At 71.9% G+C, this 23,872-nt stretch carries 22 protein-coding genes and 1 pseudogene; 9 read left to right on the forward strand and 14 right to left on the reverse strand.

Going from position 1 to position 23,872, the window contains the following annotated elements; translation table 11 throughout:
* The first annotated feature begins 41 nt into the window (after window positions 1–41).
* Complete coding sequence (locus tag A6A29_RS40395) at window positions 42–1,157, forward strand: baeRF3 domain-containing protein (RefSeq protein WP_073728693.1); 1,116 nt, start codon at window positions 42–44, stop codon at window positions 1,155–1,157.
* Window positions 1,158–1,244: 87 nt separating this feature from the next.
* On the opposite strand, the gene A6A29_RS40400 is transcribed toward A6A29_RS40395, so the two are convergent.
* Window positions 1,245–2,204, reverse strand: a complete 960-nt coding sequence (locus tag A6A29_RS40400; protein WP_073728695.1) for a D-2-hydroxyacid dehydrogenase family protein — start codon at window positions 2,202–2,204, stop codon at window positions 1,245–1,247.
* A gap of 144 nt (window positions 2,205–2,348) precedes the next feature.
* Between A6A29_RS40400 and A6A29_RS47720 the strand changes: the two genes are divergently transcribed.
* On the forward strand, window positions 2,349–2,732 hold the full coding sequence (locus A6A29_RS47720; protein ID WP_385731062.1) for an SDR family oxidoreductase: 384 nt from the start codon (window positions 2,349–2,351) through the stop codon (window positions 2,730–2,732).
* Here A6A29_RS47720 and A6A29_RS40410 read toward each other — a convergent pair.
* From A6A29_RS40410 to A6A29_RS40435, 6 genes are all read right to left on the reverse strand, one after another.
* Window positions 2,638–4,050 (reverse strand): NADP-dependent succinic semialdehyde dehydrogenase, encoded by a 1,413-nt coding sequence (locus tag A6A29_RS40410; RefSeq protein ID WP_073728697.1) that lies wholly within the window; start codon window positions 4,048–4,050, stop codon window positions 2,638–2,640. The genes A6A29_RS47720 and A6A29_RS40410 overlap by 95 nt on opposite strands.
* 153 nt (window positions 4,051–4,203) lie before the next feature.
* Window positions 4,204–4,662 (reverse strand): ATP-binding protein, encoded by a 459-nt coding sequence (locus tag A6A29_RS40415; RefSeq protein ID WP_073728699.1) that lies wholly within the window; start codon window positions 4,660–4,662, stop codon window positions 4,204–4,206.
* 236 nt (window positions 4,663–4,898) lie between these two features.
* Window positions 4,899–6,995, reverse strand: a complete 2,097-nt coding sequence (locus tag A6A29_RS40420; protein WP_073728701.1) for a xanthine dehydrogenase family protein molybdopterin-binding subunit — start codon at window positions 6,993–6,995, stop codon at window positions 4,899–4,901.
* A 167-nt stretch (window positions 6,996–7,162) separates the two neighbouring features.
* Entirely contained in the window at window positions 7,163–8,161 is a 999-nt protein-coding gene (locus A6A29_RS40425; RefSeq protein ID WP_073728703.1) for an FAD binding domain-containing protein, read from the reverse strand.
* Window positions 8,158–8,721 (reverse strand): 2Fe-2S iron-sulfur cluster-binding protein, encoded by a 564-nt coding sequence (locus tag A6A29_RS40430; RefSeq protein ID WP_073728906.1) that lies wholly within the window; start codon window positions 8,719–8,721, stop codon window positions 8,158–8,160. Before A6A29_RS40430 ends, A6A29_RS40425 begins: the two co-directional genes overlap by 4 nt.
* 17 nt (window positions 8,722–8,738) lie before the next feature.
* Complete coding sequence (locus A6A29_RS40435; RefSeq protein WP_073728705.1) at window positions 8,739–9,125, reverse strand: hypothetical protein; 387 nt, start codon at window positions 9,123–9,125, stop codon at window positions 8,739–8,741.
* A gap of 246 nt (window positions 9,126–9,371) precedes the next feature.
* Between A6A29_RS40435 and A6A29_RS40440 the strand changes: the two genes are divergently transcribed.
* Window positions 9,372–9,704: a DUF6479 family protein gene (locus A6A29_RS40440; protein ID WP_073728707.1), complete on the forward strand. Its 333-nt coding sequence runs from the start codon at window positions 9,372–9,374 to the stop codon at window positions 9,702–9,704.
* A gap of 13 nt (window positions 9,705–9,717) precedes the next feature.
* Window positions 9,718–10,542 (forward strand): VOC family protein, encoded by an 825-nt coding sequence (locus A6A29_RS40445; RefSeq protein WP_073728709.1) that lies wholly within the window; start codon window positions 9,718–9,720, stop codon window positions 10,540–10,542.
* Window positions 10,543–10,547: 5 nt separating this feature from the next.
* Here the strand turns inward: A6A29_RS40445 and A6A29_RS40450 are convergent, their stop codons facing one another.
* Window positions 10,548–11,105, reverse strand: coding sequence for a DUF6328 family protein (locus A6A29_RS40450; protein ID WP_073728711.1), 558 nt, complete (start codon window positions 11,103–11,105; stop codon window positions 10,548–10,550).
* A gap of 306 nt (window positions 11,106–11,411) precedes the next feature.
* Here A6A29_RS40450 and A6A29_RS40455 point away from each other — a divergent pair, with 306 nt between their 5' ends.
* On the forward strand, window positions 11,412–11,798 hold the full coding sequence (locus tag A6A29_RS40455) for a VOC family protein (protein ID WP_073728713.1): 387 nt from the start codon (window positions 11,412–11,414) through the stop codon (window positions 11,796–11,798).
* 194 nt (window positions 11,799–11,992) lie between these two features.
* On the opposite strand, the gene A6A29_RS40460 is transcribed toward A6A29_RS40455, so the two are convergent.
* The 5 genes and pseudogenes from A6A29_RS40460 to A6A29_RS40475 form a co-directional block, all read right to left on the reverse strand.
* Window positions 11,993–12,514 (reverse strand): GNAT family N-acetyltransferase, encoded by a 522-nt coding sequence (locus tag A6A29_RS40460; protein WP_073728715.1) that lies wholly within the window; start codon window positions 12,512–12,514, stop codon window positions 11,993–11,995.
* Between the two features lie 33 nt (window positions 12,515–12,547).
* Window positions 12,548–13,387 carry a DUF1206 domain-containing protein gene (locus A6A29_RS40465; RefSeq protein ID WP_241838829.1) on the reverse strand — a complete coding sequence of 280 codons (840 nt, stop codon included), beginning with the start codon at window positions 13,385–13,387 and terminating at the stop codon, window positions 12,548–12,550.
* Window positions 13,388–13,570: 183 nt separating this feature from the next.
* Window positions 13,571–13,975, reverse strand: a complete 405-nt coding sequence (locus A6A29_RS40470) for a J-domain-containing protein (protein WP_073728719.1) — start codon at window positions 13,973–13,975, stop codon at window positions 13,571–13,573.
* Between the two features lie 57 nt (window positions 13,976–14,032).
* Window positions 14,033–14,249: pseudogene (locus A6A29_RS47385) on the reverse strand (hypothetical protein); the annotation flags it as partial.
* 33 nt (window positions 14,250–14,282) lie between these two features.
* A complete protein-coding gene (locus tag A6A29_RS40475) occupies window positions 14,283–15,080 on the reverse strand; it encodes a tyrosine-protein phosphatase (RefSeq protein WP_073728721.1) in 798 nt (265 codons plus the stop codon).
* Window positions 15,081–15,373: 293 nt separating this feature from the next.
* Between A6A29_RS40475 and A6A29_RS40480 the strand changes: the two genes are divergently transcribed.
* The 4 genes from A6A29_RS40480 (at window position 15,374) to rho (ending at window position 22,118) form a co-directional block, all read left to right on the forward strand.
* Complete coding sequence (locus tag A6A29_RS40480; RefSeq protein WP_073728723.1) at window positions 15,374–17,236, forward strand: methylmalonyl-CoA mutase family protein; 1,863 nt, start codon at window positions 15,374–15,376, stop codon at window positions 17,234–17,236.
* Window positions 17,236–19,488, forward strand: coding sequence for a methylmalonyl-CoA mutase (gene scpA, locus A6A29_RS40485; protein WP_073728725.1), 2,253 nt, complete (start codon window positions 17,236–17,238; stop codon window positions 19,486–19,488). The genes A6A29_RS40480 and scpA overlap by 1 nt, the downstream gene beginning before the upstream one ends.
* A 12-nt stretch (window positions 19,489–19,500) precedes the next feature.
* Window positions 19,501–20,559: a methylmalonyl Co-A mutase-associated GTPase MeaB gene (meaB, locus tag A6A29_RS40490; protein WP_073728727.1), complete on the forward strand. Its 1,059-nt coding sequence runs from the start codon at window positions 19,501–19,503 to the stop codon at window positions 20,557–20,559.
* Between the two features lie 419 nt (window positions 20,560–20,978).
* Complete coding sequence (gene rho, locus A6A29_RS40495) at window positions 20,979–22,118, forward strand: transcription termination factor Rho (protein WP_073728729.1); 1,140 nt, start codon at window positions 20,979–20,981, stop codon at window positions 22,116–22,118.
* 83 nt (window positions 22,119–22,201) lie between these two features.
* Here the strand turns inward: rho and pgm are convergent, their stop codons facing one another.
* Complete coding sequence (gene pgm / locus A6A29_RS40500; protein ID WP_073728731.1) at window positions 22,202–23,848, reverse strand: phosphoglucomutase (alpha-D-glucose-1,6-bisphosphate-dependent); 1,647 nt, start codon at window positions 23,846–23,848, stop codon at window positions 22,202–22,204.
* Window positions 23,849–23,872 lie beyond the last annotated feature (24 nt).

Below are 23,872 nucleotides of genomic sequence, written 5' to 3' on the forward strand. Positions count from 1 at the left end.
CTGTTCCATACGGGAGCGGGGACAAGCCCTGGGAGGGAACGATGGATACGGATGCCCTGACCGCCGGTCTGTTGAGGGAGCTGCGGGCGACCAGGCCCTATCCGGCCGTCTCCCTGACCATGCCGACCCACCGCCGGGCCCCGGACAACGCCCAGGACGCCGTACGGCTGCGCAACCTCGTGGCGGAGGCCGGCAACCGGCTGGAGGCCGACCCGCAGGTGACCCGCGAGGCCGGCGCCGCCGTCCGGGAACAGCTGGACCGGGCGGTCGCCGAGGTGGACCCGCGCCGGGCGCTGGACTCGCTGGTCATCCTCGCCACGGCCGAGGAGTACCAGATCTGGCAGCTGCCCCGTACCGCACCCGAACGGGTGGTCCTGAGCGACACCTTCCTCACCCGCAACCTCGTCGCCGCGAAGGCACAGGCCCGGCCGTTCTGGGTGCTCACCGTCGCCGCCGACCACGCGGCCCTGTGGAGCGGCACCGCGGACACCGTCCGCCCGGAGGAGCGGGACGGCTTCCCGCTGACGGCGCCCAAGGAGGCGCCGAACCCGCAGCGCGAGGAGCGGATCGGCGACACCCCGAGCACCTTCAGCGACGAGGAGACGCGGCAGTTCCTGCGTACGGTCGACGAGAAGCTGCGCGCGGTGCTCGCCGCCGACCCGCGCCCCCTGTACCTCGTCGGTCTGGCACCCGCGCTCGCACTGCTCGACGAGGTCGGCGAGAGCGCCGGGACGGCCATCGGCCGGGTCACCAAGGGAGCGCCGGCCGACATCTCCCCCGCCGAGCTGCTCCGGGAGCTGCGGCCCGCGCTGGAGGCGGGGTCGGGCCGGACGGCGGACGAGATCGAGACCAGGCTCGACCACGCACGCGGCAGCCACACGTTCGCCGGTGGTCTCGACGAGGTGTGGGCCGCCGTACGGGAGGGCCGCGCCGGTCTCCTCGCGGTGGAGGAACACGTCCAGCGGACCGTCAGGGTGACGGAGGAGCATCTGGAGCCGGTCGGTGTGGACACCGCGCAGACGGCGGACGGAGAGGTGCGCGAGGACATCGTGGACGAACTCGTCGAGGCGGCCCTGGACGGCGGCGCGGACGTGGTCTTCGTCGCCGATGACTCCCTCGTCGGACACGGACGGATCGCGGCGGCCCTGCGCTACTGAACCGGGGGAAACGCGGGCGGCCGGAGAAGGGGGCCGCCCGGCCGGTGGCACCGCGAGGGGTCTGCCCGGTCCGCCCGGCGCCCGCCGTCAGCCGAGCCGGCGGACGGGCCGGCCCGCGAGGAACGCCCGGATGTCCTCGACCGCCTGGCCGTAGTACGTCTCGTAGTTGCCGCGCGACACATAGCCGAGGTGCGGGGTGGCCAGCAGTCGCGGTGCGGTGCGCATCGGGTGTCCGGCAGGGAGGGGCTCCACGTCGAACACATCGACGCCCGCACCGGCGATCGTTCCGCCGTGCAGCGCGGCGAGCAGCGCGTCCTGGTCGACGATGGAGGCCCGGGAGGTGTTGATCAGATACGCGGTGGGGCGCATGAGGGCGAGCTCGGCCGCCCCGATCAACCCCCGCGTACGCTCGCCGAGCGCCAGATGGACGGAGACGAAGTCACTGGTCTCCAGCAGTTCTTCCCTGGAGGCGGCGCGACGGACCCCGACCTCCTCGGCGCGCTCCGTCGTGAGGTTCTGGCTCCACGCCACCACGTCCATGCCGAAGGCCCCGCCGACCGCGGCCACCCGGCCGCCGATCCTGCCCAGACCCAGCAGACCGAGGCGCCTGCCGTGCAGGTCGGCCCCGAGGGTGGACTGCCAAGGGCCGCCGGTACGCAGGGCGGTGGCCTCGGGAACGATTCCCCGGGCCAGGCCGAGCAGCAGCGCCCAGGTCAGCTCGACGGGTGCGGTGGCGGAGCTGGCGGTGCCGCAGACGGTGACGCCGTGCTGCTCGGCGGCGGCGAAGTCGATGACGGAGTTACGCATGCCGGAGGCGACGAGCAGCCTGAGCCGGGGCAGCCGGGCGAACAGCGTCGCCGGGAAACGGACGCGTTCGCGCAGGGTGACCACGATCTCGAAGTCCGCCAGCGCGGCGGCCAGTTCGTCCTCCGTACCGAAGTGCTCGCGGAACGGGACGACCTCGACGTCCCCGGCCACCGGGGACCAGTCGACGACGGTGGTGGCGACGGACTGGAAGTCGTCGATCACGGCACAGCGCAGCTTCACGGCACTCTCTCCCCCATGTGGCATCCAACGCCCTCATGATCGCCCATGACGAAGAACGGCGGTCCTGCGGGTCGCGGGCGCGTCGGCCGCTCCGGGGCCGGTCGGTGAACTCTCCCTCAGGCGCGACGGGCACCGCGCGTGCGGGTGCCCGTCACCGGTGGTCGGCAGCGGCCCGCTCGTCGCCCACGGCACGGTGGGCGTCGAGCAGGCCACCAGGTGGTTCTCGGGGCACGGCGCACCGACCGCCTCGCCGACCTCGCCAAGTGGAACCGCATGATCGACGTGAACCTGCGCGGGGTCCTGCACGGCATCGCCGCCGTTCTGCCGATCATGCGGGCCCAGCACTCCGGGCACATCGTGAACATCTCCTCCGTCTCCGGGCCGAGGGCCGACCCGAGGATGAGGAGGGCGATGGACACGTCTGCCACTACGGCTACGGCCGGACGGGGCCGTACCAGACCGTGGTGGCGTTGCAGAACTCGCGGATGCCGTGCCCGGCGAGCTCCCGCCCGTAGCCGGAGCGCTTGACTCCGCCGAAGGGCAGCGCGGGGTGCGAGGCCGTCATCCCGTTGAAGAAGACACCGCCCGCCTCCAGGTCGCGTACGCAGCGGTCCATCTCTGCCGGGTCCCTCGTCCATACGTTGGAACTGAGCCCGAACGGGGTGTCGTTGGCCAGGCTCACCGCTTCGTCCAGGTCGGCGACGCGGTAGAGCGTGGCCACCGGGCCGAAGGTCTCCTCGCGGTGGACGCGCATCGACGGGGTGATCCCGTCGAGCACGGTGGGGCGGTAGAACCAGCCCCGGTCCAGACCGCCGCCCAAATTCTCCGGCCTGCCGCCGCCGCACAGCACGCTCGCGCCCCGGTCCACGGCGTCGTCGACCAGCTCCTCCAGGTCGGTGCGGCCCTGCTCGCTGGCGAGGGGGCCGATGTCGGTGGACTCCTCCATCGGGTCCCCGACGGTCAGGGCGGCCATGCCCGCGGTGAAGCGCTCGGCGAACGCGTCGTACACATCGGTGTGGACGATGAAGCGCTTGGCGGCGATGCAGGACTGGCCGTTGTTCTGGACGCGCGCCGTCACCGCGGTCGCGGCCGCCTGCTCGATGTCCGCCGACGGGAGGACGAGGTACGGGTCGCTGCCGCCCAGTTCCAGTACGGTCTTCTTCACCTCGTCGCCCGCGATCGCCGCGACCGAGCGGCCGGCCGGTTCGCTGCCGGTGAGGGTGGCGGCGGCGACCCTGCTGTCCCGCAGGATCGCCTCGACGGCGCCGGAGCCGACCAGCAGCGTCCGGAAGCAGCCTGCGGGAAAGCCGGCCCGGTGGAACAGATCCTCCAGGTACAGGGCGGTCCCCGGTACGTTCGAGGCGTGCTTCAGCAGTCCAACGTTGCCCGCCATCAGCGCGGGGGCGGCGAAGCGCACCACCTGCCACAGCGGGAAGTTCCACGGCATCACGGCGAGGACGACGCCGAGGGGGCGGTAGCGGACCAGGGCACGGGAGGCACCGGAGTCGTGCGCGTCGGCGTCCGTGGGGTGCTCGTCGGACAGCAGCCGTTCGGCGTTGGCCGCGTACCAGCGCATCGCCCTGGCGCACTTGGCGGCCTCCGCGCGGGCCGCTACGACGGGTTTGCCCATCTCGGTGGTCATGGTGCGGGCGATGTCGTCCCGGTCCTCGTCCAGCAGGTCGGCGGCCCGGTTCAGCCGGTCCGCCCGCTCGGCGAACGTGGTGGTCCGGTAGTGGCGGAAGGTGGTCTCGGCGGCGGCGAGCCTGCGCTCGATCTCCTCCTCGTCCAGCGCTTCGTACACCTTGAGCAGCTCGCCGTTCGCGGGGTTGACCGTCGCGATGGGCATGGCAGTGGCCTCCTTGCATCGGTACTCCGACCGTGCCGCGCCTCGCGCCGCCGCGCAACGCGGCCCCTCGTCCCCCACACGTACCCGGCCGGCGCGGATCATGCGCGCTCGGGGGCGCACGATCCACACCGGCCGGAGGGCCGTGCGCGACGCTCACACCAGAACGGCGAGCGGCTGGAGCCGGGTTTCGCGTACGCCGTGCGGCGGCGTGAGCGGCAGCAGTTCCGTGGTGCGCGGCGCCTCGGCGTAGCGGGTGAACCAGACCACTTTTCCGTAGGTGGTCCGGCAGGTTCCCCAGCTGTCGCTGAGGGCCATGACCCGGCTCAGTCCGCCGCCGGTGCCGAGCAACCGGGGCATCTCGCTCCCGTTGTCGGAGACCGACACCGTGAGGTGCCGTCCCGTCCAGCGCAGTTCGATGACGCACTCGTTGTCGTCACCGACATGTCGGCGGACGTTGGTCAGGAGCTCGTCCAGGGCCCGGCACACCGGCCGGACGTGCAGTTCGAGGCTCCAGTGACGCAGGTGCGCGGCGACGATCCGCCGCAGCTGGGGAACCCGCTCTGCGGACACCTGCAGTTCGACCAGGTAGTGCCGGTCGAGTGGAACGGTCATCGTCGAGGCTCCTCACCGCGAGGCCCACGTGCTTCACCCGGATGAACCACCGACCCCCGAATACGAAGCGTGAGCACTTATCACTTATGGGTCACTCATTAGGGTGACCCGGGAGTGCCGAATGCGCAACAGATAGGCCATTTGCCCTGATAGCGCGGTTTTCGGAGGCGGGAATCTCCCTGTCAAGCCCGCACCCCCCGGCCGGGAGCCGGCCCCTGCCCCGCACCTTCGACGGGTCAGGGCAGATAGGGCAAGAGCCGGTCCGGGGTGAGCGGCAGTTCACGCAGCCTCGCCCCGGTGGCGTGGCGCACGGCGTTCCCGATGGCGGCGGCGGTGCCGACGATGCCGATCTCCCCGATGCCCTTGCTGCCCACGGGGTTGAGGTGGGGGTCCTCCTCGTCGATCCAGTGGGCCTGGATGTCGGGCACGTCCGCGTGGACCGGCACATGGTAGGAGGCGAGATCGCTCTGGGTGAAGTCGCCGAAGACGGGGTCCATGCTGCTTCCCTCGGTCAGTGCCATGCCCAGACCCATGACCATGCCACCGATGAACTGGGAGCGTGCGGTACGGGAGTTGAGGATGCGCCCGGCCGCGTACACGCCGAGCAGTCGGCGCACCCGGACCTCTCCCGTGACGGTGTCGACGGCCGCCTCGGCGAAGTGGGCGCCGAAGGCATGACGCGCGTACGGGGATTCCGCGGCGGTCTCCTCTTCGGTGTCGGCGGTGACGGTGAGCCCGTCGGCCGGGAGCGGACCGGTGTGCTCGCCCAGCCGTGCGGCGAGGGCGGTGGCGGCCTTGTGTACCGCCCACCCCCAGGAGGCCGTACCGGAGGAACCGCCGGCCAGCGGGGCGGTGGGCAGGTCGCTGTCGCCGATGGCGATCCGGATGTTCTCCACGGGTGTACCGAGGACCGAGGCGGCGATCTGTGCGAGGACCGTACGCGCACCGGTGCCGATGTCCGTGGCGTTGACGGCGATGCGGTAGCCGCCGTCCGGGGCCGCGTGCGCCGACGCGGTGGAGCGGGAGACGAGTACGGGGTACGTCGCCGAGGCCACCCCGGTGCCGAGCAGCCACGGCCCGTCCCGGCGGATGGCGGGCGCGGGGTCCCGGTCGTACCAGCCGAAGCGTTCGGCGCCCTCGCGCAGGCAGGCGGACAGACCCCGGCTGCTGAACGGGCGACCGCTGTCCGGTTCACTCGCCGGTTCGTTGCGCACGCGCAGTTCGACCGGGTCGACACCGAGCGCGCAGGCCAGTTCGTCCATCGCCGACTCCAGCGCGTACATCCCGGACGCCTCCCCCGGTGCGCGCATCCAGGACGGGCTGGGGACGTCCAGTACGGCCACCCGATGGGTGGTGCGGCTGTGCGGGGAGATGTACATGATGCGGGCGGGCACGGCGGCCTGCTCGACGAACTCCTTGACCGTCGAGGTATGGGTGACCGCCTCATGGGCGAGCGCGGTGAGGATTCCGTCGAGGTCGGCGCCGAGCCGCACCCGCTGCAGTGTGGGGGCGCGGTGCCCGACGACCCCGGCCAACTGGCCGCGGGGCAGGGACAGTTTGACCGGACGTCCGGTGTGCCGGGCCGCCATGGCGGCGAGCACCACCTGCGGGCGCGCGGTGCCCTTGGAGCCGAAGCCGCCGCCGACATGCTCGGAGACGACGGTGATCTGCGAGGGTTCGAGGCCGAAGGCGGAGGCGAGGCTGTCGCGGACCGAGGTGGAGCCCTGGCTGGAGTCATGGACGGTCAGATGCCCGTCGGCCCACACCGCGGTGGAGGCGTGCGGCTCCATGGGGTGGTTGTGCAGGGCGCCGAGGCGGTAGGTCGCGTCGATCTGTACGGGGGCCGCCGTGAAGGCTCCGTCGAAGTCGCCGCGTTCCCGGACGGCCGGGTGGCCGCCGTTGGCCTGCTCCGGGGTGTAGAGGCCCGGGTGGTCCTCGGTGAGCGTGACGTCGTGCGGGGCGCTCGCGTACTCGATGAGGAGGGCCTCGGCGCCCTCCCTGGCGGATTCGAGGCTGTCCGCCACCACGAGGGCGATGTACCAGCCGCGATGCGGGACCCGGTCGTCCTGGAGGAGGGCGAGGATCGGATCGTCGGGCTCCTTGAGCCGCGGGGCGTTCTCATGGGTGAGGACGGCGTGGACGCCGGGGACGGCGAGGGCGTCGGCGGTGCGCACGGCGGTGACGCTCCCGGCGGCGATGGCGGCGGGGACGGGCCAGGCGTACAGACAGCCGGGCGGGGTGTGCTCCGACGCGTAGCGCGCGCTGCCCGTGACCTTGTCCAGGGCCTCGCGGCGGACGACGGGAGCGCCCAGCGGGTGGGGGGCGTGGCTCATGGCGGGGGTCCTTGATCCGGTGTCGGGTCGTTGGGGGGATGCGGGCGACCGGGAACGGGGCGATGGCGGGTACGGCGTACGAGCGCGGTGGCGGCGGTCCCGGCCGGCAGGGGGCGAGTTGCCCGGCCGATTTCAGGTCGTCGGGGCGGGTGAGGTGGTCGGGGGTTTCAGGTCGTCGGGGCGCTCTGCCCGGTGAGTTCGCTCAGGGCGTCGACCGCCATCCTGCGGGCGAGGTCCACCTTGAACGCGTTGTCGCGCAGCGGCCGGGCGGCGTCGAGTTCGGCGTCCGCGGCCCGCGCGAACGTGGCCCTCGTGGCGGGTGCGCCCCGCAGGATCCCTTCCGCGGTGCGGGCGCGCCAGGGTCGGTGGGCGAGTCCGCCGAAGGCCAGTGCGGCGTGCGTGATGCGCCCGTCGCGTACCTGGACGAGCGCGGCGACGGAGGCCAGGGCGAAGGCGTACGAGGCCCGGTCGCGGGCCTTGCGGTAGAGGGAGACGGCGCCGTCGGGGCGCGGTGGGAGCAGCACGTCGGTGATCAGTTCCCCGGGCCGGACAACGGTGTCCTGATCCGGGTTCTCGCCGGGGAGCCGATGGAATTCGGTGAGGGGTACGGCCCGTTCGCCCTCGGGTCCGAGCAGCAGGACGGTGGCGTCGAGCGCGGCCAGGGCGACCGCCATGTCCGACGGGTTGGTGGCGACGCACTCCGCGGAGTGTCCCAGGACCGCGAGGTCCCGGTGGGCGCCCTCGCGGGCGGGGCAGCCGGAGCCGGGTGAGCGCTTGTTGCAGGGCTTGGAGATGTCCTGGAAGTACGGGCAGCGGGTGCGCTGGAGCAGGTTTCCGCCGGTGGTGGCCGTGTTGCGGAGCTGTCCCGAGGCACCGGCCAGCAGGGCCTGGGAAAGGGCGGGGTAGTGGACGCGTACGTCCGGATGCGCGGCGAGGTCGCTGTTGCGCACGGTCGCGCCGATACGCAGGCCGCCGTCCGGGGTACGGGACACCCGGTCCAGCGGCAGTCTGCCGATGTCGATGAGCAGTCCGGGCGTCTCGACCCCGAGTTTCATCAGGTCGACGAGGTTGGTGCCGCCGCCGAGGAACCGGGAGCCGGGCCGGGCGGCGCCGAGGCGGACGGCCTCGGCGGCGGACGCGGGGCGCAGGTAGGCGAACGGTTTCACGGCGCCACGTCCTCGATCGCTTCGACCATGCGGGGGTAGGCGCCGCAACGGCACAGGTTGCCGCTCATGCGCTCGCGGATCTCGTCCGCGTCCAGGGCGGCGGGTCCGCCGGGCCCGGTGGACCGGGGGGTGACGTGCGAGGGGAAGCCGTCCGCCGCCTCGCCGAGCATGCCGACGGCGGAACAGATCTGTCCCGGAGTGCAGTAGCCGCACTGGAGGGCGTCCCGGTCCACGAAGGCCCGCTGCACGGGGTGCGGCGAGTCCCCGTCGGCCAGTCCCTCGACCGTGGTGACCGAGGCGCCGTCGTGGGCGACGGCCAGCAGCAGACAGCTGTTGGCGCGGCGGCCGTCGACGATCACGGTGCAGGCACCGCACTGCCCGTGGTCGCAGCCCTTCTTCGCCCCGGTGAGCCCCAGGTGCTCACGCAGCATGTCCAGGACGGTGGTGCGGTGGTCGAGGGTCAGGGTCGTCGCGGTGCCGTTGACGTACAGGGTGAGGGTGGAGCGCTCGTCGGTCGCCCGGCGCCGTCCGGTGTCGTGGCTTCCGGCGTCCCGCGGCATGGAGTCGAGGGGTTCCATCAGTGGCTCTCCAGCCGCAGTCGGACTTCTTCCTCCTGGTCACCGGCGGCGGTGCCGACGACCCGTACCGTGAACGCGCCCGTCAGTTGGCTGCGCAATCGCTCGACGGCCCAGTAGCCGCCCTGCACATCGACCGTGACCGGCGCCGAGAGCCGTGCGGGTTCGGCCGCCGCCTTCGCTTCGGACACGTCGACCGTGGCCATCCACACGGTCGGGCGCGGTCCCGGTCCCTCCTGGGGCGCGTCGCTCCCGAGACGGTCGGAGTCGAAGGAGCGGCGCAGCACGTCGAACACGGTCCTCGCGTCCTCCGTGGCGCATCCGGTCAGCGCGACCACGACTTCGCGGCCCGCCGGGTGGTCTCGACTCTGCTCTCGCGTGCTGTTCACCGTGGTTCCTTCCGCTGGGTGCCGGGAATTCGGGGACCCCCTCCAGGCTCGCCCAGCAGCCGGCCGGCGGCGACACGAGAGCGCCACCCGGTTCGCCGGACACGGGCCGTGCCCGGCGAACCGTGATGATCAGCGGGTCATGGAGCCGGGCACACCATATGAAACATTTTTTCTTTTACATCCCCATAAAATATGAATTAACGCAATTAGTTGACTGGTAGGCTTTATCCGGGGTATGCGGCATGCATGGACGTAACGAACGGAGCCCAGGCTTCCCTCGCCACCACGCTCGCGGACGCGGGCGCCCTCGGGGTGGTGCTGCCCATCGCCGGGGTCGCCGTGGTGGCCGTGCTGATCGGCGCCTTCTGGTGGGGCATGCGCGAACGGGACGCGGAACTGCCGCCTCCGCGCCCCGACGAGCAACCGCACATGCCCGATCACCGCAGTCATATCGAGGAGCCCGACGTGCACGGCTCGGACCGGTTTCCCGAGGACGGCCGGGGCCTGTCACCGTACGAGCTCGGCGATCACGGCAATGAGGTGATCCCGCCCGACGTGGATCCCCCGCAGAACCGATGAAGGCAGTGGGGTCATGAGCGCAAGCGCATCGGGTACGGCGCCGGGTCCGGCGCCGCTGACAGGAGCGGGGGCACCGTGCTGGGTCAATCTGATGACCCGCGATCTGGTGGCCGCGCAGCAGTTCTACGGTGACGTGCTGGGCTGGACGTTCCGCCCGGGGAGGCTCGGCCAGGAGTTCTCCGTCGCACGCCGCGGCGGGGTGCCCGTCGCCGGGATCAGCGCCATGTCGGCCGTCTACCAGGTCGCCGTGGCCTGGATGCCGTACTTCGCCGTCGAGGACGCCGATATCGCCTCCGCCCGGATCCGTGAGCGCAGCGGAACGGTGGCGGTGGGCCCGCTGGCGCTCGGCAAGGGGCGCGGGGCCCTGGCGGCCGACCGGGACGGCGCGGCGTTCGGCCTCTGGGAGCGGACCGCGCCCGCCAGCTCGCCCCCCGCACCGGACGACCATTCGCACGCCTGGCTGCGGCTGCGGACCCGGAACGCGTTCGACGCCGCGATCTTCTACGGCGAGGTGCTCGACTGGGCCAGCGGGCGTCCGGGCTGCTGCGACGTCGCGTACGAGGGGGAAGAGGTCATCGTCCGGTGCGACGGGCGCCCGCTGGCCCGGATCAGCTCCGGAGCGGTGGAAGCCGCCGTGGACCCCGTGGTGCGCCCGCACTGGCAGGTCCAGTTCCCCGTGGCGGACCTGGCCGAAACGGTCGCGGCGGCGCGACAGCACGGCGGAACGCTGATCGAGGAGCAGACCGTGCTCCGGGGCCGTGAGGCGACCCTGCGCGACCCGGACGGCGCGCTCTTCACCATCACCGATGTGCGCAGCCCGGCGCTTACGGGCGGCTGACCCGGTCAGTCCGGCGGGCCGGACCGCCGGTGCGGGGCCGTATCCGCGGCAGCTCGGGCGCGTTCCCAAAGCGGGAACGCGAACCAGCAGATCAGGAACCACAGCGCCATGCCGCCCACCAGCCACAGGGCCAGCGCGTTGTGCAGGGTGACACGGAGGATCAGCAGCAGGGCCGAGCACATCGTGCAGAACAGCAGCACGAGGCCGAGCACCGTCAGGCGCGAGGCCCAGGTGACCGTCTGCGGTTTCAGCCGGCGGCCGGTGAGCAGCCGGTGGTACGAGACGGGCCCGATGAGTGTGGCCGCCGTCGCCGCGCCGAGCAGCACCGTCACCACGTAGATGTTGCGGTCGGCCACCGAAAGTTCGGCGAACCGTGGCTGGAAGACCACGGCGAGCAGAAAGCCGAACAGGATCTGTACGCCGGTCTGGGCGACGCGCAACTCCTGGAGCAGATCGCTCCACCGCCGGTCCGCCCGCTCCTCCTCGGTCTCCTGACGCCCGCTGTCCGGGTTCTCCCCGCGGTCCGTGCCCGTCTCCCGGGCGCCGCCGGATCTCCGTACCACCGGTTGCCTCCTCACTGCGCCTGTGCGGGTCGGCTCCCTCACGGTGGGCGAGGTTGCTACGGGTGCCCCCGGTGCCGCGTGGTGAACCCGGTATCTCCAAGGTGACCGCATCACGGGCGTCTCCGCCCGCCGGGACGACCGCGGGGCGACGGGCCGCCCGGCGGGCGGAAATCAGCCATCGCATCCTGGGCACTCGACGCCCTTCCGCCCGCGCGCCTAGGATCACTCGCACGGCATCGCGCGTCGGTCACCGGCCGGGTGAGGCGTGGAGGTAGCCCGTGAGATGCCCGTTGGAGGCATTCCACAGTGTCAGTCGAGTTGAACCACACCATCGTTCATTGCCGGAACAATCGGGAATCCGCCGAGTTCCTGGCGCACCTTCTGGACCTGGAGGTCGGGGCGGAATGGGGCCCCTTCATTCCGGTCGTCCTCGCGAACGGCGTCACCCTGGACTTCGCGACGATTCCCGAGGGTTCGATCACGATGCAGCACTACGCCTTCCTCATTTCGGAGGCGGAGTTCGACACGGCGTTCGCCCGGATCAAGGAACAGGGCATCGCGTACTACGGCGATCCCCACAAGAAGCTCCCCGGCGAGATCAACCACAATGACGGCGGCCGGGGCGTGTACTTCCTCGATCCGAGCGGTCATGCCCTGGAGCTCATCACGCGTCCGTACGGCGGCTGGTCGTAGCCCTCGGACTCCCTGAGCGCGTCAGAACGCGGAGGGCGCCCGGCCACTGTCGGCCGGGCGCCCTCCGCGCCTTTCTCCCGCCCGTCGGCGCACTCAGGGGGCGCGCCAACGCGGAGCTCGCGAACCTGACCGCCTGACCAGCGCCCGGGGTCCGGGGTCCGGGGGGACTCTTTCGCGTCCCGGCGGCGGATCGCTCAAACGATCGCGAGCATCAGTTCGGGCCGGTCCCACATCACCGCGGGCGGATTGGCGGCCAGTGTGCCGGTGCGCTCGGCCCCCACGCTGCGGTAGAAACCCTCGGCGGGCGGGTGCGCGACGATGCGCACACCGCTCAGCCCGGCCCGCCGCGCCTCGTCGCGCAGATGGCCGACGAGGAGCCGCCCGATGCCGAGCCCCTGGGCGTCGTCGGCGACGAACATCAGGTCGAGCTCCGGCGGCGAGAGGACCAGCGAGTAGAAGCCGAACACCCGGGGGTTGGCAGCTTCGGCTCCGGGGGCGGCGGCATCGGCCCCGGACGTGGCCACGAAGACCTGGTGCGTCTCGATGTAGTCCGGCCCGACCCGGTAGCCCGCCACCATCGGCGCGTAGGGGCCCTCGTACGCACGCGAGGTCCTGACCAACCGGGTGAGCCGCTTGGCGTCGCCCGCCGTCGCCCGCCGGATCACCACGCCGTCGCGGTGCGGGCCGCCCCGGGAGGTCGTCATGCTTGACGTCATACAGGAAGTATGACGTATCGGTCAGGTGGGCACTCACAGTCGGCGCCAGCGGGCGGAGGCGAACGAGAACACCCCGAACAGCACGAGGCCGAAGGCGACCGCGATCAGCAGCCATGGACCCGCGGGGGTCATGGCGAAGCTGCGGAGCGTCTCGTCGACCCCCTTGGCCTCGTCCGGTTCGAAGCGGACCGCCGCGACCACGACGAAGAGACCCGCCGCGGCGAACACGGCACCGCGCGCCACTCCCCCGCCGACGCCGAGCACCGTGACCGCCCGCTCGGTCCGGCGGCTCATCGCGCCCGTGTCCAGGCGGCGCAGGAAGCGCCTCAGCCCCGCGCGCCCCGCGAGTACGACGCCGACGCCGATCAGCACACAGCCCGCGGCGCCCACCATGACCTGCCCGTAGGGGAGTTCCAGCGCCTTGGCCGTCCAGTCGCGCGACTGGGCGTCACCGTCGGCCCCCTGGCCCTGCCCGGCCGCGTAGACGGCCGTTCCCCAGCCGACGGAGACATAGAAGACGGCCCGGCCCGCGTCCAGCAGCCGCGAACCCGCCTGCTTGGCGCCGCCGCCCTTGCCACGGACGGCGCGGGAGCCCCGCCACAGGGCCATGCCCGCGAAACCGACGACCAGTGTCCACAGCATCGCGTTGCCGAACGGCTGCGCGGCGACCTGCCCCAGCGCACCCTGCCGGTCGGCCTGCTCCCCGCGGTCGCCGAGACCGATCCGGGCCGCCAGGACCCCTATGAGGACATAGACGACGCCGCGGGCCATGAATCCCGCCCGGCCTGCGGCGGTGAACGTCTCGCGCCGGGCGGAGCGTCTGCCTGCCCGTTTCGCCCCACCACGTCGCCCATGGGCGTGCGCTGATGTCACGTCGGCCTCCTTCATCTCCTGGTTCGCAGCACGGTTACGTACAACGCGAGTGCCCGGAGCGAGGACTTCGATGCATGGGACGTGGGCCGGCCCGGCTCCGACGGGTCCTGCGGGCAGCAGACAGGCTGGGGGCAGGAAGGGAAGGGCGAGAGGGAGGGAAGGAGACCGAAGGGGGCGAACGTGTCAGGCGCGGCCGTGCTCGGCGCGCCATTCCTGGACGGCAGCCTCGACGTCGAAGGGCGTGAGGTTCAGCGGCGGCCCCGCGGGCGGCATCAGGATCGCCTTCCGGATCTTTTCGTTCACCTCGGTCAGGATCCGCCGCACCTCGGCCTCGTTCCTGGCTCCGGGCACCGCGTCGCGGGCGTCCTCCGCCTCTTTGCGCAGTGCCAGGGCCGGCGGCAGTACGGACAGGCCCTCACGCTGCATCTTCGCCTTGATCCACCACGCCTCGTCGTACGGGCGTTCCAGGCCGGCGAGCGGCTTGCCGAAACCGGGCAGCCGGGAGAAGTCGCCACGCTGTTCGGCCTCGCGGATCTGCTTGTCGACCCAGGATTCGAAACTGACCCCGGCAGGCTTCCGTTCCGTCACCGCGTGCCCCTCTCGAAGGACTTCCGATCCGGCACATTCACGATACACAGACCGGCACAGCAGGTAGGTGCCCTCGCTGGGTGCGGTCGCCGTGAAGGAACCTCCGGGCCGGGTCCCCCCTCGTTCGGGTGGACGTGCAGAGAGGCCAGGTCGCCCGAGCGCACGGCGCCGAGGTGCCCGTACGCCCCGAGATGGGCTGGAGGTCGGTGACCGGGCGGCCGTCCCTGCTCACGGTGAGCTTGAGCCCGCCCGGCTCTCCGGCGCGCAGGACCCCCAGGGGGTATTGAGCCAAGCTCGGGGGCAGCCCTCAGACAGGCATCACCAGCTCGCCGCGCAGCCGCTCCATCGCGGGTTCGGGAATCCGCAGCCCGTCGCGCACATATCCGTCGAGCCCGCCCCACCGCTCGTCCATGGCATCCAGCGCCACGTCCAGATAGCGGGGGCGGACCTCGGTGATCGCGGAGGCGATGTCGGGGTCGCCGCCCGCGTCGAGGAACTTCTGGACGTACGGCGCGAATGCCGCCCGCATCGCCGGGTTCACCGCCAGGAACTCCGCCCTGACGACCTCCCGCGACGCACCCACGATCATCAGGAGGAGGGCCGCCGCCCAGCCGGTACGGTCCTTGCCCGCCGTGCAGTGGAAGAGCACCGGTCTCGCCCGCGGATCGGCCGCGGTCTCCACGAGGGCCCGGTACGCGGACGCGGCACCGGGCGAGAGCACCAGCTGCCGATAGGTGTCGGCGAACAGCCCCTCGGCCCTGCCGCCGCCCAGCGCCCGGCTCGCCTCCTCCGGGTCGGCCAGCAGCGCCCGCAGCCTGGCCGGGGCGACACCCGGATGCCCCCCGAGCACATCGGCGACGAAGAGCCTGGCCCCGGCCGGCAGCCGGTCCGGGGCCCACTGGCGCTCATCGGCGGTGCGCAGATCGACAACGGTACGGATGCCGAGTGCGGCCACCGCCATGTCGTACTGCGGATCGAGGTCGCTCAATTGCCCCGAGCGCAGGAGGACTCCCTGCCGCACCCGGCGGCCGCACCCCAGGGCGATGCCGCCCAGATCGCGCAGATTGACAACGGTGGCGGCCGGGACGGCCCGGGCGGTCTGCACGATGAAGTGCCTCTTTCCCCGATTAACTACGTGAATTACGCATATCAGGATCAACGTCGCATGCGGCGCGGGAATCGACAACGGAAAACGCCGGATACCACTCCGGGGCATCGGCCGGTCGCCGATCCGCGGCGTACGCGGAGCGGCCCGCCGCGCCCGCGCGGCCCCCTGCGCCGCCGCACAGCCCGGCCGGTTACGCCACGGTACGTAAAGGATCAAGTGCGTTCCGGAGAGGGCAAGGTCACAGACGGTGCCCCTGCTGCTCATTCCATGCCCTGACCTAACATCTGAGCATGACGGTCCTGCCTGCTGACGGGCTCCCTCCGGCCGCCGGGTTCCCTGACCCCTCCCATGACCAGTGGCAGAGCCTCGTCGAAGGCGTACTGCGCAAGTCGGGCAAGGAAGTCTCGGGCGCGGCAGCGGAGGAAGCGCTGTCCACCACGCTGGAGGACGGGCTCACCACCCGGCCCCTCTACACCTCGCACGACACCTCGCCCGACACCGGTTTCCCCGGCTTCGCCCCCTTCACCAGAGGCAGCAAGGCCGAGGGGACCGCGGCGGCCGGCTGGGACGTCCGGCAGCGCCACGCGCTGCCGGACCCCGCCCGGCTCAACGAGGCCGTGCTCGGCGATCTGGAGAACGGCGTCACCTCGCTGTGGCTGGCCGTGGGCACCCCCACCGGGATTCCGGTCTCCGGCCTCGCCCGCGCACTGGACGGCGTCTATCTCGACCTGGCACCCGTCGCCCTCGACGCCCCCACCGCATTCGATTCAGCGGTACGGGAGTTGCTCCGCCTGTACGAGGAGCGGGGGGTGCCGAAGGAGGCCGCGCGCGGCAGTCTCGGCGCGGACCCGCTCGGGCAGGCGGCCCGCACCGGCGCCGAGCCCGACCTCACCGCCGCCGTCCACTGGGCGCAGGTGTGCGACCGCGAGTATCCCGGGCTGCGCGCGATGGGCGTGGACGCGCTGCCGTACCACGAGGCCGGTGGTTCGGCCGCCGAGGAGCTGGGTCTCTCCCTGGCGACCGGGGTCGCCTATCTGCGGGCGCTGACCGGGTCCGGGATGTCCGTCGAAGCGGCCTGCGCACAGTTGGAGTTCCGTTACGCGGCCACCGCCGACCAGTTCCTGACCATCGCCAAACTGCGGGCCGCGCGTCGGCTGTGGGCGCGGGTCGCCGAGGCGTGCGGGGCCGCCGGAGCGGGTGCGCAGCGTCAGCACGCCGTGACCTCACCGGTGATGATGACGCGCCGTGATCCGTGGGTGAACATGCTCCGGACCACGCTGGCCGCTCTGGCCGCGGGCGTCGGTGGGGCCGACGCCGTCACCGTACTGCCGTTCGATCACACGCTGGGCCTGCCGGACGCGTTCGCCCGGCGGATCGCCCGCAACACCTCGACGATCCTGATGGAGGAGTCGCATCTGGCGCGGGTCATCGACCCGGCGGGCGGTTCCTGGTACGTGGAGCGGCTCACCGACGAACTCGCCGCCGCCGCCTGGTCCTTCTTCCAGGAGATCGAACGGGTGGGCGGCCTGGCCACCGCCCTGCGCTCCGGGCTGGTCGCGGAGCGGCTCGCGGCCACCTGGGCGGCCCGGTCCAAGGACCTGGCCCGGCGCAAGGAGCCGGTGACCGGGGTCAGCGAGTTCCCGCAGCTGACGGAGCGGCCGGTGGAGCGCGAGCCCGTGCCCGTCGGCTCCGGCGCGCCGGAGGGCGGGCTGCCGAGGGTCCGCCGCGACGAGGCGTTCGAAGCGCTGCGGGCTCGTTCGGACGCTCATCTGGCGGCCACGGGGGCGCGCCCGAAGGTGTTCATCGCCGCGCTGGGCCCCGCTTCGGCACACACGGCGCGGGCTTCCTTCGCGTCGAACCTCTTCCTCGCCGGCGGGATCGAGGCGGTGCACGACCCGGTGTCGGTGGACGCGTCGACGGCCGCCGGGGCGTTCGCCGCCAGTGGGGCGACGGTCGCGTGCCTGTGCTCCTCCGACCCGCTCTACGCGGAGCACGCGGAAGGGGTGGCTTCGGCGCTCAGGTCCGCGGGCGCCGGTCAGGTGTTCCTCGCCGGGCGGCCCGGAGATCACCCCGGTGTCGACTCCTTCGTCTTCGCCGGCTGCGACGCGATCGCCGTCCTCTCCTCCGTACTCGACCGCATGGGAGTGGCGTGATGCAGACCCCCGACACCCGCGAGACCTCCACGGCTCCGGGGACACCCGTGAGCCCGGTGCCGGACTTCTCCACCGTCCCGCTGGAGTCCGAGGCACCGCCCACCGCGACGGCCGACGCGTGGCGGGCCGCGGTGAAGGAGTCGACCGGCCGCCTTGAGACCGATCTGCTGTGGGAGACCCCCGAGGGCATCACGGTCAAGCCGCTCTACACCGGGCTGGACCTCGAAGGTCTGGACTCCCTGGGGACGTACCCCGGCATCGCACCGTATCTGCGCGGCCCGTACCCGACGATGTACGTCAACCAGCCCTGGACGATCCGGCAGTACGCGGGTTTCTCCACGGCCGAGGAGTCCAACGCCTTCTACCGGCGTAATCTCGCGGCCGGGCAGAAGGGCCTCTCCGTCGCCTTCGATCTGCCCACCCACCGCGGCTACGACAGCGACCACCCCCGGGTGACCGGTGACGTCGGCATGGCCGGTGTCGCGATCGACTCGATCTACGACATGCGTCAGCTGTTCGACGGCATCCCGCTGGACAGGATGTCCGTGTCGATGACGATGAACGGTGCGGTGCTCCCCGTGCTGGCGCTGTACATCGTGGCGGCCGAGGAGCAGGGCGTACCACCGGAGAAGCTGGCCGGGACCATTCAGAACGACATCCTCAAGGAGTTCATGGTCCGCAACACCTACATCTATCCGCCCGGCCCCTCGATGCGGATCATCTCCGACATCTTCGCGTTCACCTCGCAGAAGATGCCGCGCTACAACTCGATCTCCATCTCCGGCTACCACATCCAGGAAGCCGGGGCCACGGCCGACCTGGAGCTCGCCTACACCCTGGCCGACGGCGTGGAGTACCTGCGGGCGGGCCGGGCGGCGGGGCTCGACGTCGACGCGTTCGCGCCGCGGCTCTCCTTCTTCTGGGCGATCGGCATGAACTTCTTCATGGAGATCGCCAAGCTGCGGGCGGCCCGGCTGCTGTGGGCCAGGCTGGTCCGGGAGTTCGAGCCGAAGAACGCCAAGTCCCTCTCCCTGCGCACCCATTCGCAGACCTCGGGCTGGTCCCTGACCGCGCAGGACGTGTTCAACAACGTCACCCGCACCTGTGTGGAGGCCATGGCCGCCACCCAGGGGCACACCCAGTCGCTGCACACGAACGCCCTGGACGAGGCCCTGGCCCTGCCGACGGACTTCTCGGCGCGGATCGCCCGCAACACCCAACTGCTGCTCCAGCAGGAGTCCGGCACCTGCCGGGTCATCGACCCGTGGGGCGGCAGTGCGTACGTGGAGAAGCTGACGCACGACCTGGCGGAGCGGGCCTGGCAGCACATCGAGGAGGTCGAGGCGGCCGGAGGGATGGCCAAGGCCATCGACGCCGGCATCCCCAAGCTCCGGGTCGAGGAGGCCGCCGCCCGCACCCAGGCCCGGATCGACTCGGGGCGCCAGCCCGTCATCGGGGTCAACAAGTACCGGGTGGAGACCGATGAGCAGATCGATGTGCTCAAGGTCGACAACTCCTCCGTCCGCACCCAGCAGATCGAGAAGCTGCGCCGGCTGCGCGAGGAGCGCGACGAGAGGGTCTGCCAGGACGCGTTGCGCGCGCTGACGGACGCGGCCGGGCGGGACCCGGGACCGGGCCTGGAGGGCAATCTGCTGGCGCTGGCGGTCGAGGCCGCGCGCGCCATGGCCACGGTCGGGGAGATCTCGGACGCGCTGGAGAAGGTCTACGGCAGGCACGCGGGCCAGATCCGTACGATCTCCGGGGTGTACCGCAAAGAGGCAGGAGAGTCCCCCTCGGTGGACCGCACGCGCAAGCTGGTCGACGCGTTCGAGGAGGCGGAGGGCCGCCGTCCGCGCATCCTGGTCGCCAAGATGGGCCAGGACGGCCACGACCGCGGCCAGAAGGTGATCGCGACCGCCTTCGCCGACCTGGGCTTCGACGTCGACGTCGGCCCGCTGTTCCAGACGCCGGGCGAGGTCGCCCGGCAGGCGGTCGAGGCCGACGTGCACATCGTCGGGGTGTCCTCGCTGGCCGCCGGGCACCTCACCCTCGTACCGGCGCTGCGCGAGGAACTGGCCGCGGAGGGGCGCGAGGACATCATGATCGTGGTGGGCGGGGTGATTCCGCCGCAGGACATCGAGGCCCTGCACGAGGCGGGCGCCGCCTCGGTGTTCCCGCCGGGAACGGTGATCCCCGACGCCGCACACGACCTGGTCACGCGGCTCGCCGCCGCGCTCGGCCACGAGCTGTGAGCCGCTGACCGGATGGCTGTGAAGATCGACATCGACGCCTATGTCAACGGGGTGCTCGACGGGAAGCGGGCGTTCATCGCCCGCGCCATCACTCTCGTCGAGTCGACCCGCCCCGATCACCGGGCGCTGGCCCAGCGTCTGCTCGGTGAGCTGCTGCCGCATTCCGGGCGGGCCCGGCGCATCGGCGTCAGCGGGGTGCCCGGCGTGGGCAAGTCCACGTTCATCGACGCCCTCGGCACCATGCTCACGGGGCTCGGGCACCGGGTCGCGGTGCTGGCCGTCGACCCCTCGTCCAGCCGTACGGGCGGCTCCATCCTGGGTGACAAGACCAGGATGGAACGGCTGGCCGTCGACCGGAACGCGTTCGTGCGCCCCTCGCCCACCGCCGGAACACTGGGCGGGGTGGCACGGGCGACCCGTGAGTCCATGGTGGTCATGGAGGCGGCGGGTTACGACGTGGTGCTGGTGGAGACGGTCGGCGTCGGCCAGTCCGAGACGGCCGTCGCCAACATGGTCGACACGTTCCTGCTGCTCACCCTGGCCCGCACCGGCGATCAGCTCCAGGGCATCAAGAAAGGGGTGCTGGAGCTGGCGGACGCCATCGCGGTCAACAAGGCCGACGGTCCGCACGAGCGCGATGCCCGTTCGGCGGCGCGTGAACTGGCGGGCGCACTGCGGTTGATGCACCCGATCGACGCGGCCTGGACTCCCCCGGTCCTCACCTGCAGCGCCCGGGAGTCGAGCGGTCTCGACACGCTGTGGGAGCGGCTGGAGCAGCACCGGTCCCTCCTGGAGTCCACGGGGCGGCTGGTGGCCAAGCGCAGCGAGCAGCAGGTGGACTGGACATGGACGATGGTCCGCGACGAGCTGCTGGACAGCCTGCACAACCATCCGGCGGTACGGGAGCTCGCCCCGGGTCTCGAACACCGCGTGCGGGAGGGTGAGTTGACGGCCACACTCGCCGCCGAGCGCATTCTCGGCGTCTTCCGCGGCGACGGCGGCGCTGCCGATGACTGCGGCCGCAGCGGTGGCGACAGCGGCGAGGGGACGACGCCGGGGCCGCGCGGCTGATCGGCCGGATGCTGCCTGCCGCACCCGCACCCGCGCCGGGCCTCGACCTTGCGCGGGTGCGGCAGGCAGGCAGGCAGGCAGGCAGGCAGGCAGGCAGGCAGGCAATAGTGCGGTGCGGGCTGCCCGGCGGCGGTCGGGTGGAGCGGTCGGCTTTCCGTCCGTCGCCCGCCCCTCTCCCCTCGCCCCCACACTTAGTGATACAGTGCGATCAGCACGTGTGTAAGCCCCCATATTCGGGCTCCGGTGCTATTTTCTCTCCTCGCTGTTGCGCTCGTCCTTCTCAGGACCCGCGATCCAGCCTTCTCGCACTACTTCTCAGTCCGGTCCGGGCTCTTTCTGCCCGTGGTACGGGGCGTGATATCGCCGCCCCTCCGATCGCCGGGCCTCTCATTCGCCTGTCCGCGAAAGGACCTCCTCTCATGACCACCACACTCGAACGCCCCATTGCCGCGGAACACCGGCCCGTCCGGACCGCTGGTGTCCTCGACACCACGAACAACGGACACGGCACGCTCCGCGTCAACGGCGGCCACCCCTCCCCCGACGACATTCAGGTGCCGCCCGCACTGATCCGCCGGCACGGCCTGCGCAAGGGCGATGTCGTCGAGGGCACCTGCGACCGGCCGCGCGCCCTGACCGCGATCGACCGGATCAACGGCCGTGACCCCCGCGCGCTGCTCGGCCGGCCCGACTTCCGCGACCTCACCCCGCTCCACCCCCGCGACCGGCTGCGCCTGGAGACCGCGCAGGGCGGGCCCGCGATGCGCCTGGTCGACCTGATCGCGCCCGTCGGCAAGGGACAGCGCGGACTGATCGTCGCACCGCCCAAGACCGGCAAGACCGTGCTGCTGCAACAGCTCGCCGCGGCCGTCGCCACCAACCATCCCGAGTGCCATCTGATGGTGGTCCTCCTGGACGAGCGTCCGGAGGAGGTCACCGACATGCGCCGCTCGGTTCGGGGCGAAGTGTTCGCCTCGACCTTCGACCGGCCCGCCAAGGAGCACATCGCTCTCGCCGACCTCGCCGTGGAACGCGCCAAGCGCCTGGTCGAGCAGGGCCAGGACGTCGTCCTGCTGCTGGACTCGCTCACCCGGCTGTGCCGGGCCCACAACAACGCGGCCGGAGCGGGCGGGCGCACGCTGAGCGGTGGCGTCGACGCGGCAGCACTCGGCGGCCCCAAGAAGCTGTTCGGTGCCGCGCGCCTGGCCGAGGAGGGCGGTTCGCTCACCATCCTGGCAACGGCCCTGGTGGAAACCGGATCCCGGGCCGACGACTACTTCTTCGAGGAGCTGAAGGGCACCGGCAACATGGAACTCCGGCTGGACCGGACGCTCGCGGACAAGCGGATCTTCCCTGCCGTCGACATCGCCCCGTCGGGCACCCGCCGGGACGAACTCCTGCTGCCCGCAGCCGAACTGACCATCGTTCGGGGACTACGCCGCGCCCTCCACGCCAGGGACGGCCAGGCCACCCTGGAGACGCTGCTGGACAAGCTCCGCCGTACGCCGGACAACGCCACGTTCCTCCGTCAGGTGCACCGGACCGTTCCCGGCACCTGAGCCCCTCGGGGAAGCTCGGTGACGGCTCCGGGTTCCCACGGGCGGGTCCGGCTGCGGGAATCCTGGAGCCGGACCGGCGGCCGTCAGCCGGCGCCGCCCAGCGCGGTGGAGACCAGGGCGCGGGCCTCCTCCTGCACCCGGCCGAGGTGAGCGGGACCCTGGAAACTCTCCGCGTACACCTTGTAGACGTCCTCGGTGCCGGAGGGCCGGGCGGCGAACCAGGCGCTGTCCGTGCAGACCTTGAGGCCGCCGATCGCGGCGCCGTTGCCCGGTGCCTCGGTGAGGACGGCCGTGATGGGCTCCCCCGCCAGGGTGTCGGCCGTGACCTGGTCCGGGGAGAGCCGCGCCAGTACCGCCTTCTCCTCCCGTGTCGCGGGCGCGTCGACGCGGGCGTAGGCCGGGTCACCGAAGCGGGCGGTGAGCTCGCCGTAGTGCTGGGACGGGGTGGATCCGGTGACCGCGGTGATCTCGGAGGCCAGCAGGGCGAGCAGGATGCCGTCCTTGTCGGTCGTCCAGACGCGGCCGTCGCGGCGCAGGAACGAGGCCCCGGCGGACTCCTCGCCGCCGAAGCCCAGGGTGCCGTCGAAGAGCCCGTCGACGAACCACTTGAATCCCACCGGCACCTCCACCAGCGGGCGGCCGAGGTCGTCGGCGACCCGGTCGATCATCGAGGAGGAGACGAGCGTCTTGCCGATGCCCGTACCGGCGGGCCATCCCTCGCGGTGCGAGAAGAGGTAGCGGATGGCGACGGCCAGATAGTGGTTGGGGTTCATCAGACCGCCGTCCGGGGTGACGATGCCGTGCCGGTCGGCGTCGGCGTCGTTCCCGGTGGCGATCGTGTAGGCGTCGCGCTGGGCGATCAGTGAGGCCATGGCGTGCGGCGAGGAGCAGTCCATCCGGATCCTGCCGTCCCAGTCCAGCGTCATGAACCGCCAGGTCGGGTCGGCGAGCGGATTGACCACGGTGAGGTCGAGCCGGTGACGTTCGGCGATACGGCCCCAGTACGCGACCGAGGCGCCGCCGAGCGGATCGGCGCCGATCCTGATCCCCGCCCCCCGTACGGCGTCCAGGTCGAGTACGGACGGCAGGTCGTCCACGTATCCGGTCAGGAAGTCGTGGCGGCCGGTGGTCGCGGCGGCCAGCGCCCGGGTGTACGGGATGCGGCGGACTTCCTTGAGCCCGCCCTCGATCAGGGCATTGGCGCGGTCCTGGATCCACGAGGTGGCGTCTGAGCCGGCCGGTCCGCCGTTCGGCGGGTTGTATTTGAAACCGCCGTCGGCGGGCGGGTTGTGCGACGGGGTGACCACGATGCCGTCCGCGAGGCCGCCGGTGCGGCCCCGGTTGTACGTGAGGATGGCGTGCGAGACGGCGGGGGTGGGGGTATAGCCGTCGTCGGAGTCGATGAGGACGACCGCCCCGTTGGCGGCGAGCACCTCGATCGCGGTGACCCGGGCGGGCTCGGACAGGGCGTGGGTGTCGGCACCGAGGAAGAGCGGCCCGTCGGTCCCCTGCCGGGACCGGTACTCGCAGATCGCCTGGGTGGTGGCGGCGATGTGGTCCTCGTTGAACGCGGCCGAGAGGGCCGAGCCGCGGTGTCCCGAGGTACCGAAGGCCACGCGCTGGGAGGGTTCCGCCGGGTCGGGGTGGAGGGCGTAATAGGCCGTCACCAGCCGTGCCACATCGACCAGATCTCCGGGCTGTGCCGGCTGCCCGGCCCGTTCGTGCACCATCGGTTCTCCTCGTTGTCGTCGGTC

The organism is Streptomyces sp. TSRI0281 (assembly GCF_001905125.1).
Lineage (GTDB): Bacteria > Actinomycetota > Actinomycetes > Streptomycetales > Streptomycetaceae > Streptomyces.